Here is a 12600-nt window from a genome sequence, read left to right on the forward strand (position 1 = left end):
GAAGCCCTCGACCGCCCCTCGGAACACCGCCATGCGCAATGCGGCCGGTTCCGCCCGGCCTTCGACGCCCCTCAATAGGTTAATGTCGCCCGGACACCCACAACCGTGGCGTTCCTGATAGGCCGTCCCGTGGGATCGCGCGGATCGGGGATGTTGCCGCCCGGATGGAAGACATACTGCAGGTTCGGCTGCACGGTTACGCCCGGCCCCAGGACCGCTTGGTATGTCGCTTCGACGAGGGCCTCGAACCGGCGCCGCGGCATCGCGGTGCCGGTCGCCAGGATGGTGTCGCCGTCGAAGCCCCGCGCCGACGGGGAGATGCGCGCGTAGGACACGGCCACGCCGGCTGTGTCGTTCGAACGGGTCGGAAGGAGGCCGCGGTAGCCGATGCCCGCATCGACGTAGAGATCGACCAGGTTCCGGTCCCCGGGGGAGCCCACGGCGCGCACGAACGCGCTCGCGCCCTCGTCATCCTTGCCCGGCTCGCGAAAGATGGTCTGGTCGATGATCGCGTAGAGGCCGTCGTTGCCCCTGAAGCGTCGCGCGATGCCGGTCGTCGACGGATCCGCGAGGGAGCGCCCCGTGCTGTCGATCCGCAGTGAATCGAACCGGCCGAAATGGTGCCAGCCCCCGAAGGTGACTGTCCCGGGCTCGTCCAGGATCTGGCCGGACCGGTCCCGCGCCTCGAAATTGTAGGCGTAGGCGGCCTCCGCGATCAGGAACGGCGGGTCCGACAGCCGGAAGTTCGTCCCTGTCCGATCGCGTCGTTGCGGGTCCGGGTCTTTCCACGCCTGCGCCGGCCCCGCCGGGTCGCCGTCGAACAATCCGACCTGGAAGGAGAGGTTGGGGGTCGGGAGATATTTCGCCCGAACGGCCGGCGCGCCGAACGGGTAGGCGGGTCCGCCGCTCGGCAGGTTCGTGCCCGCGATGGTCGGCCAGCCGAAGGTCGAGTTGATGAACAAGGTCGCGGTCTGGCTGACGAGGAACTCAGTGTCGGCCGCGATCTGCCCGATCTTGACCGACAATCGGCTGTCGAAGACCTGCTGCTCGACCCACAACTCGTACAGGCGGGTCGAGGGAAGCGCCTCCAACTCACTCACCACGGCGAGGTCGTTCACCGCCGCCCGGGTCAGTCCCGCTCCGTTGATCTGATAGGCCTCGGCCCGGAACGCCAGGCCCTTCCACCCCGCCAGCCGGTCGAGATCCACGTCGAGCTGCATGTCGATGCGGCCGACGACCGTCGCGGTCCGCCGCGTGCCGCCGTTCGTGTCCCCGAGGATGTCGGCGATGGCGTTGAAGCTGAGGACGATCCCGCGGTCTGCCAGGAAACGGCGAAGGCCGGTCGGATCCGCCGCGTCGCCCAGCGTCGCCTGGATGGAGGTGGTTGCAACGGCGGACGGTTTGCCCGAGACCTCCGGCTGGGCCACCGACGTGCGCGGATCGCCGCCCGCACCCGTGTTCGCGTTTTGCGCGGCGCACGTCGCCGGCGTCAGGCAGCGAAGTGCGAGGTCGACCGCGCATGCGGCGCGGATCGCATGCGCCGCCCAGGGGCGATGACCTGCGGTTCGTGACCGGGCGGATGCGACCATCGCCGCGTACGGTCCGTCAGCGGCGCGCGGCAAACGTTCCGCCCCCAAAGGTCAGTCGCACAGGCATGAGGCTCGCCAGAACTCGTGGTGCGTGCATCGACTGCTACCATAGTGACACGCGTTCGACGGAAGAAGCGGCACTGGCGCGTGTCCGGCCGATACCGTCCAGCGACCGCATCGGTGTGAAAGATGGAGCGACCGATCCCGTCATGAGACACGCATCCGGGTCCGGCTGCTCGTAGTACATGTGATGGTACATGCGGGCATACGGGACGCACTCTTCCGTTCTCCGGTGCCTTGCCCGGACTTATGCGAGGATGTTGACGGCCCGGGCGGCGACGAGCGCCACGGTCAACAGCGAGATCAGCGCCTCCGTCATCATCAGGAGCTTGGCGCGCGCCGTCAGCGGCAGCGTGTCGGTGGGCGAGAAGGCGGTGGCGTTGGTGAAGGCTAAAAATAGGTAGTCCACGAAGCCCGGTACGAACCGCGCCCGTGCATCGTCTTGCGCCATCGTCATCTGCGGGAACAAGAAGTCTGGATCTTGCGCCCTGGGATGGCCGCGCAACGCCGCGCCGCCGCGGTCTGTGGTCCAGAACCACAGGGCGAAGATAATGACGTTGGTGCCCCAAATGTTGAGGGCATCGACAAGCAAGGTAGAGCCGCCAGCCGCCTTGCCGTTCAGGAGGGCGCGCACCAGGGCTGCGAGGGCGGCCGTGTTGGCCACGGTGACCAGCGCGGTCAGCACCACCGCAAGCCGTCGGATCCGGCGATGGAAATGGTGGATCTCGGCCCAATGCGCGTCCGTTGTGGCACGCCGCGCACGGCCCTGGTTCCAGGCTGTGATCGTTGTGAGCGGCACGAGCAGCGCAACTTCGAGGGCGGGGGCAAGCCATCGCGGCCCTAGCGACAGATCGTTGACGACGAGCAATTGCAACCCGGCGATGCAGGCGACGGCGCCCCGGGCGAGCCAGAAATCGAGTCTGCTCGTCCGCACGCGATCCGGACTCGGGGGAGGCCCCATGAACAATCCCCGATGCTGCGCCGTTAAGGGCTGTCTTGGCTGGATCCGCTGAATTTGTGTTGAAGAAGAGGCTGCTGCCGCGCTGACCCGGGCGGAGTGGGGTGGGCCTGAATCAGATGCCGTCGCGTTGAATTCGCCTCGGCGCATCATGCGATAGGCCAGGTGGTCCTTAGGTGAGCGGAAGTGGTCAGGAAGCGGCCTGAAACCGAACGTCGCGAAGCGATTGGCGCGGTTGTGGGTGGCTAAGCGCGCGAATGGCCTATCGCGCCGGGTGCGTCCGCTCACGAGATGCAGTTTCAGCCCACTGAATGACCGGGATGGGCGCTGAGCGATCATCCCGCTCCCGACCCATACCAGCCGCTCGCACCATGCCGGACATTTCTCAAAAGCAGCCATACGGCACGCCCGTACGTTCGATCCTCCGTAATCATCCATCACGACTACGTGAGTTTTTGGCATACAAAATTTCACGTACGGCAACGCAGCAGGGACCCAGCTCTGTCGGGCTCGCTGCAGCGAAATTTGGGAACACAAAAGATGGACGCTAACCGACGCGCATTCCTAGGAACCGCCGCCCTTGGAGCCGGTGGCCTAGTGGCGCTGACGCAGCAGGCTGCTGCAGTGACCACGGATCACGGCGCGCCGGGCGCGGGCGGCTTCGGCCGTGACGTTCAGCAGCTCCCCCCGGGCGCGCAGGTCGCCTACCACGACCCTAAGGATGTCGGCGCCATGCCCGATTTCCATTTCTCCCTCGACGGCAACGTCCCGAAAATCACGTCGGGCGGCTGGGCCAAGGAAGCGACCGTTCACCAGTTCCCCATCAGCAAGGGGATCGCGGGCGTCCATATGTTCCTTGATCCCGGCGCTTCGCGCGAGCTGCACTGGCACGCCATCGCCGCCGAGTGGGCCTACGTGATTGACGGCCGCTGCCAGACGGTTGTGCTCGATCCGTCGGGGGCGAGCGAGATCAACAATTACGAGCCAGGCGACCTCTGGTTCTTCCCGAAGGGCCACGGCCACTCGATCCAGACGATCGGCGACAAGCCCTGCCACTTCATCCTGTCGTTCGACAACGGCGCCTTCTCGGAGCACGGCACCTTCTCGATCACCGACTGGGTCGACGTGTCCCCGAAGGACATGCTGGCGGAGAATTTTGGACTTCCGAAGGAAGCGCTCAACGCCTTCCCGAAGGGCGAGGCCTACATCCAAGCCGGACCGGTCATTCCGCTCTCCCAGGCGCTCGATGCTCCCTGGCCGAAGGAATCCACCCACAAGTTCCGGCTCCTGAAGGACCCACGCGCCGTGCGCGAGTTCGACGGGGGGACCTTCCGTCTTGCGACCGTCGACGAGTGGCCGGTTTCCAAGTCGATGTCGGGCGGCGTCATGACGATCCGGCCCGGCCAGATGCGCAAGTTCCACTGGAACGTGAATGCCAACGAGTGGCATTTCTACCTAAAGGGTAAGGGCCAAGTGGCGCTATTCGGCTCGGGCGGTCGCGGCAAGGTCGCAGAGTTCAATCCGGGCGATGTGGCCTACATCCCGATGGGCTTCGGCCACGCGATCAAGAATGTCGGCGACGAGGATCTGGAGATCATCCAGACCTGGGACAATGGCAAGTTCGAGGAGATCGACCTCGATGCTTGGATCAAAGCCAGCCCGAACTATCTCGTGTCCAACAACTTCGTCGGCGTACCGGCCGAGACGATCACGAAGCTAAAGCAAGGCTAATCGAAATTCTATTATCGACTAGAAGGGTGAGGTTCTTCTGTAGGGCCTCACCCTCCATGAACTAAGACAACCTGCTGCACTGCCTCATCGTATAAGACCTCTGATTATACCGCTTAGCCGCCCGAAAGCGGACCGGCAGAAATCCACCTTGAACAGCCATTGCGGTTCCGATCCATCGCAGAAGCTCGATGAGCCGGAGTCGTACCGCTGAATCAGATGGTTCGTCGTCCGCCCGCCTCGGTGCAGGGATCGTCTGAGGGCAGACATCGTCGCTGCGGTATATTTGGCCTGGTTCATCCACCGAACCATCACGTCATCGCGCGCGCAAAAGCCGCCTCATCGAACGCAGCTTCGCTTGGCTGCGATCTCATGGGTGTATCGGTCATCGAGCGGGTTCACGACCGCTTACGAAAAAAATACCAACCTCTCTAGACGACCGGTCTAATTCGAGCTATATGCGTCTCATAACACGCGAGAGTGGCAACATCGCCGTCCGGCAAGGCATCCTGGACACCGCATCGTGGGTGCACAGGGATTCTCGGGCGTTGGGCTCAACGAGACTCTAGTCGCGGCTCAGGTCCTGAAGGGGGCGTTCGACCACGATTTCGGTTCGAGGGAGGCGTTCGGCGAGGCGCTCCTGGCCGACTATCTCGCTGAGCCTGCCTTGAACTACGCCGAACGATTGATGAACCACTGGCGCAAGTGGTAGTCAACACAAGACAGTATCGACTACCGAGGCAGGTGCCTACCGGTAAAGCTCGCTAACGGCTTGCTGATGACCAGCCAAAACCCGGCTTCCTCCGGACCGGCGGCCGAGCGTCTGCTCGAACGGCTTGCGAACCGCTGAGGGCCGGAGGCGTGGTGCCATCGAAGACGCGGCTGTCCCTCGGCGCAGCCATCGAACGCCTTTCTAGAACCGACCACTGAACGGCTGCATCGAGCGGGGCACCGAAACCTTCGCAGCGCCCCGCTGCCAAGAGGCTCTCCCGCATCAGACCCACGGCACGCGCCGACGAAGGTCCGGCCGAATCCGAGTCCTGGGACTCACGCGGGCAGCCCCATCAACGCAGAGAGGCACTCCCATGTCTGACGCCTTAGAGACTTTCAGAAGATTGCAACGGGTCTACGATTTTCCGGCGCGCTCCGGGACCGTGCAGACGCTGGTGCCGCGTGTGAAGCTGTTTTGGTCGACGGAGAAAACCGAGAGGACGCCCACGCTCCCGAACGAGAGCATCGTCATCCTGATCAGCGGCCGGAAGACGGCGCATCTCGACGGCGCGCGGATCGACTACGACCAGGACAACTACCTCGTGGTCAGCATGCCGGTCCCGTTCGAGTGCGCCAGCGATGCCACCGAGCGTGACCCCTTGCTCGGGATGTCCATCGCCATCGACCTCCCGGCTCTCAACCGGTTCGCGAACATACCAGGCGCCGTGTCCCCGCAGGCGACGGAGGAGCCGACATTCCTGCCGCCGGGCCTGCAACCGGCACCGGTCGACACGGCGCTATCGGACGCCGTCCGACGTCTCGTTCGCATGCTTCGCTCACCGAGCGACACGCTGGCGCTCGGCGCCTCGACCGCCGACGAGATCGTGTACCATGCGCTGAAGGGTACGCATGGGGCCGCCCTCTTGGCCCTGACGAGGCCGGCAAGTCAGCACGCACGCATCGCCCGCGCAATCGCGAGGATCCATCGGAGTCCTGCCAGACCGCTCGCGGTGGATGAGCTTGCGACCGTCGCAGGCATGAGCGTCAGGAGTTTCCATCGCGCGTTCAAGGCGGCGACCTGCAAAACCCCGCTGCAATACATCAAAATCGTCCGACTGAGCATGGCGATGAGCTTGCTTCAATCTGAGACGCGCGATGTCAGTGCGGTCGCGCGACAGGTCGGCTACGAGAGCGGCTCGCAATTCAGCCGCGAATTCAAACGTCATTTTCACGTAACCCCGACGGACGCCAAAGCGCGGCGGCAATCCTGACGCGCCGCGGTTACTTCTACCCACCCGCATGCCGATTGATTTTGGCAGGATCCGGCTTTAATTTGGCAGGAACAGGCAAAACTGAAGCGTGGCGTTAGTTATAGTGATCCGCGAACGGTTCAGGATGCTCTGCCGCGGGTCTCCGGCAAGCCCTTGAGCCGCGGTGGGAGGTCCCCGGTGATCTCGTTCTCGGTCAACAACGTCGACGTCCAGGTCGATGCGCCCGGCGACACGCCCCTTCTCTGGATCCTGCGGGACTGGCTGAACCTAACGGGCACCAAGTTCGGGTGCGGCGTGGCGCAATGCGGGGCCTGCACCGTCCACGTCGATGGCCAGGCGCGGCGTTCCTGCGTCACCCCGGTGGCGAGCGTCACCGGCTCGGCTGTCACGACAATTGAAGGCCTTGCCGCCACTGTGGGCGATGGGCGTGAACTCCACCCCCTCCAGGCCGCCTGGATCGAGGCTCAGGCCCCGCAATGCGGGTATTGCCAATCGGGCCAGCTGATGCAGGCCGCGGCACTTCTGGGTGACAATCCCGATCCGTCCGACGACGACATCAGGAACGGCATGGCCGCCAACCTGTGCCGCTGCATGGCGTACATACGCATCAAGAAGGCGATCAAGCTGGCCGTCCGGGCCCAGAACGGGGGGCGGAAATGATAGGGGTCGACGTCACCCGACGATGGTTCCTCGCATCCTTGGGAAGCGCAGCCGTCGCGACAGGCTTCCTCCCGGCGGGCGCGCAAGCCGGCCCGTTGTTCGGCGGTGTCTCGTCCGGGGGCTACGATCCTACGATCTGGTACGAGATCGTCGGTGACGGGCGCATCCTGGTTCACGTCACCCGGGCGGAGATGGGCCAGCACATCGGCACCGCCCTGGCGCGCGTCGTCGCCGAGGAGCTTGAGGCGAACTGGGACCATGTCGAAGTCGTCCACGTCGACACGGATCCGCGCTGGGGGGTCATGATCACGGGCGGCTCCTGGTCCGTGCACAAGAGCTTCGACCAGCTGAGCCGGGCCGGAGCCGCCGGCCGCATCGCGCTGCTGGAGGCCGGCGCGAGGATGCTCGGGGCACCCCTGAAAGAGTGCGTCGCCCGCGACAGCGAGGTCCGGCACGGCACGCGTGCGGTCAGCTACGCCACCATCGTCTCCTCCGGCAGGGTCACCCGCCAGTTCACGGAAGAGGACCTCAAGGCGATAACCTTGAAGCCGGCATCGGAGCGCCGGTTCCTCAACCGAGACACCGTCGCACGCGATGTGCCGTCGAAGGTGAACGGCACCGCCGTCTATGGCATCGATCGAAAGGTCGACGGCATGGTGTTCGCGCGGCCCGTCCTGCCGCCGACCCGCTACGGCAACAGCATCCTGAGCTGGGACGACACGGCTGCCCGCAAGCTTCCGGGCTATCTCCGAACCGTCGAGATCGTCGATCCGACGAAGACTTGCCAGGGCTGGCTCATCGCCGTCGCGGAGAACTGGCCCATCGCGGCCAAGGCAGCCGATCTCATCGAGGTCAGGTACAAATCCGATGGCGGCGCGGCGAGCGACGCGCAGATGCTCGCGGAAGGTGCACGCCTCGTCGAAGAGCCGAATGCGGGGGGTGTCTTCTACCAGGAGGGTGACCCTCTCACACGGATCGCCGGCGCCGGCGCCGGCGAGGTCCACGAGGGCACATACCGTACGCACTCAGCCCTGCACATGCCTCTCGAACCGCTCAACGCCCTGGCCTGGCAGGACGGGAATACCTGGCGCGTGCACGCCGGCAACCAGTGGCAGTCGGTCACGCTGCCGCTCGTGGCCAAGGCGCTGGGGATCGATCAGGCCAACCTCGTGTTCGAGACCTCCTACCTCGGGGGCGGCTTCGGCCGGCGCCTGTACTGCGAGTACATCGTCCCGGCTGCGCTCACCGCGCAGATGATGAGCCGACCCGTCAAGCTGATCTTCGCGCGGTCGGATGACACCAAGTTCGACCAGCCGCGCTCGCCGACCGTGCAGAGGGTGCGCTCGGTGACCGACGAGAAGGGCGCGCTTGTCGCCTACGACCACGCTTGCGCGTCGGGATGGCCGACCGACTCGATCTCACCGGAGCTTCTGGCGCCGAGCCTGGACGGCCAGGGGAAGATCGACCTGTTCGCCATCAACAGTGCCGACCACTGGTACGATACGGAGAGCCAGCGGATCCGGGCCATTCGCAACGCCCTCGTCCATGCGACGCTACTTCCTGGCTACCTCCGGTCGGTCTCCTCTGGGTACACGACATGGGCGGTCGAGACGCATATCGATGAGCTCGCCCATAAGCTCGGTCGCGATCCCGCGGAGTACCGCCTTGCCCTGCTCGGTGGGACGGGCCGTAACGGAGGCGTTGCCCCGCACGCTGTTGGTGGGGCCAACCGCCTCCGGGCGGTTCTGCAGCGCGTCATGGAGAAGGCCGAGTGGTCCGGCCGGGAAGCGCTGCCGCCGGGCAGAGGGATGGGTCTCGCACTCGGAACCGGACAGGAGCGCGAGATGCCGACCTGGATCGCCACGGTGGCACAGGTCTTCGTCGACGTCTCGAGCGGTGCGGTCACGGTCGAGAAGCTGACGTCCGTCGTCGATGCCGGCACGCTGGCCCATCCGGACGGTGCGCTGACCCAGGTCGAGGGAAGCATGCTCTGGGGCCTGTCGCTCGCCCTGTTCGAGGGCACGGAGTACGAGAACGGCCTGCCCCGGGACCTCAACCTCGACACCTACACGCCTTTGCGCATGACCGACGTGCCCGAGCTCGACATCGAGTTTCTGCGCAACGACCACATGCCGGTTGGCCTGGGCGAGCCCGGGGTCATCTCCATTGCGCCTGCCATCGGGAACGCGATCTTCGCCGCCGTCGGGGCTCGCGTCCGCGACCTTCCCATCCGCCCAGAGGCGGTCCGCGCCGCGATGGGAGCCTGATCATGCGCGTCGTGATCCTGACGGCGGCCGCGGCCCTGTCCGCCACCGTGGCCCTCGCGGCCGGCGCCGAGCTGCGCCGCTCGGAGACCTTCGACGTGATCCCAGACAGGACCGAACGGTCCGTTGCCCTGTTTGAGGAGATGGCGAAGGTCATCACGCACCCGCGCTGCATGAACTGCCATCCCGCCGATAACATCCCCAGGCAGGGAGACGAGCGGCGCCTTCATCATCCCCCGATGGTTCGCGGCGACGAGGCCAGCTTCGGCCCCGCCGGCCTGCATTGCAATTCGTGCCACGGGTCTGAGAACGTGGCGGTCGTCGGCCACGACCGGGACATACCGGGCCATGATCCATGGCAGTTGGCACCAGCCAGCATGGCCTGGATCGGGCTGTCGGTGCCCGAGATCTGCGTACAGCTCAAGGACCCGGCCCGGAACGGCAACCGCTCGCTGGCGGACATCCATAAGCATCTCGCGACTGACGGTCTGGTCGGCTGGGGCTGGCACCCCGGCAAGGGTCGAGAACCGGCCCCCGGGACCCAGGAGATCCTCGGCGAACTGACGCAGGCGTGGATCGAGACCGGTGCCGCCTGCCCGAAGTAGCAACCCGATACGGGACGCCTCCATGACAGCGAACATTGCCGGTCGGACGCGTCGGTCGATTGGCTGCCGGGGAGGGAACGGCCAGCCGGCCTCCAGCTTAGCTCATGCCGACGCGAAGATCTCGCGCGGGACCATGACCGGTCATAGCGCCTGGAACCCCGTCAAGGTCCCGCGGACCGCCATCGGACAGGGAGAACGCACATGCCGACCTATGCCATCACGACCGCGAAGGACATCACGCCCGAGCAGCGCGCTCGGATCGTCGAGAGCGTTACCGCCATCCATGCGGTCGAGGCGACCGCGCCGCGCTACTTCGTGCAGGTCATCTTCCACAGGGTCGAGCCCGGGGCGATGTTCATCGGCGGCGCGCCGGCCTCACCCGACCACGTCTGGGTACGCGCCGACATCCGGGCGGGACGGACCCGGGAGCAGAAGGCCAGGATGCTCACGCGCATCATGCAGGAGACCGGCGCGATCCTCGCCGTCTCGGATCAGGACGTCTGGGTCTACATCTCGGACATCCCGGCCATCGGCGTCCTGGAGTTCGGCACCGTGCTGCCGGAGCCGGGTGAGGAGGAGCAGTGGCTCGCATCCCTGCCCAGCGCCCTGCGCGAAAAGCTCAGGCAGGCGGCCTGACGGCCGATCCGGTCCGGCGCGGTCGGCCTCAAGCCGGCAGCAGGCCCGAAACGCGATAACGCTCGATCAGCGTGTCGAACAGCGCGCTGTCGGCGCGGCTCCTCGCCAACAGCCGGGCGCCAGAAATCGCGGCGAAGATGGCCTGCGCCCGCGCTTCGCTGTCCTTGGGATCGACCAGCTTGGCGTTGACCAGCGCTTTGCCGATCCACGCGCTGTTGACGTCGGCGAAGGCCCGCGCCTCCCGCTGCACGACGTCCGGCAGGGTGGCGTACTCCGCCGACATGACGCTGCACAGGCAGAGCCTGTTGCCGTCGGCGAGCGACCTCCGGAAGGTGTTGGGGTAGCGTTGCAGGCTGCGGACCGGGTCACCGGTCTCGGCCAGGATGACGTCGAGCTCGACCGCCGTATCCTGCCAGTATCGCCGCGCGACCGCCGCGCCGAGATCAGCCTTGCTGGCGAAGTGGTGGTCGATGCTCGCCGCCTTGATGCCGACGTCAGCCGCGAGATCGCGGCAGCTCAAGCCCCCGTAACCGTGCGCCTGAGCCGTCCTCCGTGCGGCGCCCAAATCGTCTCCTCGGAACTGACGCTCATCACCGCAGAACAAAAGCCTATCGATCGTCAGTTCGGCATCGACAGCCGAAAAGTTGAGACCTGCCCCTGAGCGACCTAACGACAGATAGGCACGCCACTTGCCCCAAAATATCGTCTTCTCCGACGCCACCGGACTGGCCGAGCTGATCCGGACCAAGGAACTCTCGCCGGTGGAGGTCGTGAGGGCGCATCTCGACCGCATCGAAGCCGTCGACCCCAAGGTCAATGCCATCGTCACCGTCGCCGAGGGGGCGTTGGCCGCCGCGCGGGAGGCCGAGGCGGTGGTCATGGCGGGCGGGGAGCTCGGGCCGCTCCACGGCGTGCCCTTCACCGTGAAGGATTCCATCGACACGGCGGGCGTGCTCACGCAGCGCGGCTCGCCCATCTTCAGAGGCCGGATACCGGATGCCGACGCCACCAGCGTCGCCCGCATGAAGAAGGCCGGCGGCATCCTGCTGGCCAAGACCAACCTCCCCGAATTCTCCTACTGGATCGAGAGCGACAACCTGCTCTCCGGCCGGTCGAACAATCCCTGGGACCTGACCCGCACGCCCGGCGGGTCGAGCGGTGGCGAGTCCGCGGCCATCGCGGCGGGCATGTCGCCGCTCGGTCTCGGCACCGACCTCGCCATCTCGATCCGGGGCCCGGCCGCGCAGACCGGCATCGTCTCGCTGAAGGCCACCCACGGCCGTGTGCCGATGACCGGCATCTGGCCGCGCGTACCGCGCCGGTTCTGGCATTTCGGCCCGATGGCGCGCTCGATCCGCGACCTCGCACTCGCCTTCGCGCAGCTCGCCGGTCCCGACGGCCTCGACGCCTTCGCGTCGAGCGCCGTCCCGTTCGACGCGGGCATGGGCGGCGCGCCGGACCGCATGCTCAGGGTCGGCTGGATGGTCGGTCCGGGCTTCGGCCCGATCGACGTGGAGGTCGCCGCGACCGTGCGCGCGGCGGCCGAGGCCCTCGGGGATGCGGGCCACCGCGTCGAAGAGGTGCGCATCCCGGCGCTGGAGCGCGACTTCGCCCTCGACGTGTTCGACAAGCTCCACGTCATGGAGATGAAGCCCGCCTTCCGGGAGGCGACCGCCGGGCATGAGGACCAGATGTACAAGATGGCCAAGACCATGCTGTCGCTGCCCGACACGTCGATGGAGGCGTACATCGCGGCCGAGCAGGCGGCGGAGCGGCTCCGGGACGGCTATGCCGCTTACTTCCAGGACCACGACGTCCTCCTGACCCCGGTGCTGCCGGTCCCGGCGCACAAGCACGGCATCGACGAGCTCGTGGTCAACGGCGAGACGGTGGACCTGACCTACCTCCAGGGCGCGACCGTGCCGTTGAACGTGACGGGCCTGCCAGGTCTGTCGATGCGCTTCGGGACGAGCCGCGAGGGGCTGCCGATCAACGTGCAGCTGGTGGGGAGCTGGCAGGCCGAGGCGACGATCCTGCACGTCGCTGCTTTACTGGAAGGCAAGAGTCCAGTTCGAGATCTGCACCCGACCCTTTGACGCCGGGAGCAGCTTGTCGGTG

Annotated in this window: 11 protein-coding genes; 8 read left to right on the forward strand and 3 right to left on the reverse strand. The window is 66.2% G+C overall.

What is annotated here, in order from left to right; translation table 11 throughout:
• Positions 1–71: 71 nt before the first annotated feature.
• The gene (locus tag AC3IF1_RS15545) at positions 72–1427 is read right to left on the reverse strand and encodes a carbohydrate porin (protein ID WP_489218322.1); all 1356 of its coding nucleotides are present in this window, start codon (positions 1425–1427) and stop codon (positions 72–74) included.
• A 469-nt stretch (positions 1428–1896) separates the two neighbouring features.
• A complete protein-coding gene (locus tag AC3IF1_RS15550; RefSeq protein ID WP_489218323.1) occupies positions 1897–2946 on the reverse strand; it encodes a hypothetical protein in 1050 nt (349 codons plus the stop codon).
• 258 nt (positions 2947–3204) lie between these two features.
• Between AC3IF1_RS15550 and AC3IF1_RS15555 the strand changes: the two genes are divergently transcribed.
• From AC3IF1_RS15555 to AC3IF1_RS15585, 7 genes are all read left to right on the forward strand, one after another.
• The gene (locus AC3IF1_RS15555) at positions 3205–4338 is read left to right on the forward strand and encodes a cupin domain-containing protein (protein ID WP_243966080.1); all 1134 of its coding nucleotides are present in this window, start codon (positions 3205–3207) and stop codon (positions 4336–4338) included.
• 520 nt (positions 4339–4858) lie between these two features.
• Positions 4859–5047: a hypothetical protein gene (locus AC3IF1_RS15560; RefSeq protein ID WP_489218324.1), complete on the forward strand. Its 189-nt coding sequence runs from the start codon at positions 4859–4861 to the stop codon at positions 5045–5047.
• A 373-nt stretch (positions 5048–5420) separates the two neighbouring features.
• Complete coding sequence (locus AC3IF1_RS15565; protein ID WP_489218325.1) at positions 5421–6317, forward strand: AraC family transcriptional regulator; 897 nt, start codon at positions 5421–5423, stop codon at positions 6315–6317.
• A 177-nt stretch (positions 6318–6494) separates the two neighbouring features.
• On the forward strand, positions 6495–6977 hold the full coding sequence (locus AC3IF1_RS15570) for a (2Fe-2S)-binding protein (protein ID WP_489218326.1): 483 nt from the start codon (positions 6495–6497) through the stop codon (positions 6975–6977).
• A gap of 95 nt (positions 6978–7072) precedes the next feature.
• Complete coding sequence (locus AC3IF1_RS15575; RefSeq protein WP_489218327.1) at positions 7073–9244, forward strand: xanthine dehydrogenase family protein molybdopterin-binding subunit; 2172 nt, start codon at positions 7073–7075, stop codon at positions 9242–9244.
• Positions 9245–9246: 2 nt separating this feature from the next.
• Complete coding sequence (locus AC3IF1_RS15580; protein WP_489218328.1) at positions 9247–9846, forward strand: Isoquinoline 1-oxidoreductase subunit; 600 nt, start codon at positions 9247–9249, stop codon at positions 9844–9846.
• Positions 9847–10047: 201 nt separating this feature from the next.
• A complete protein-coding gene (locus AC3IF1_RS15585; protein ID WP_243966061.1) occupies positions 10048–10482 on the forward strand; it encodes a tautomerase family protein in 435 nt (144 codons plus the stop codon).
• A gap of 28 nt (positions 10483–10510) precedes the next feature.
• Here AC3IF1_RS15585 and AC3IF1_RS15590 read toward each other — a convergent pair whose 3' ends face one another.
• Positions 10511–11203, reverse strand: coding sequence for a TetR/AcrR family transcriptional regulator (locus AC3IF1_RS15590; protein WP_489218329.1), 693 nt, complete (start codon positions 11201–11203; stop codon positions 10511–10513).
• On the opposite strand from AC3IF1_RS15590, the gene AC3IF1_RS15595 reads away from it, so the two are divergent.
• Entirely contained in the window at positions 11172–12578 is a 1407-nt protein-coding gene (locus AC3IF1_RS15595) for an amidase (protein ID WP_489218330.1), read from the forward strand. The two genes, AC3IF1_RS15590 and AC3IF1_RS15595, sit on opposite strands and share 32 nt — an antisense overlap.
• Positions 12579–12600: the final 22 nt, after the last annotated feature.

Source organism: Methylobacterium sp. E-012 (assembly GCF_057836545.1).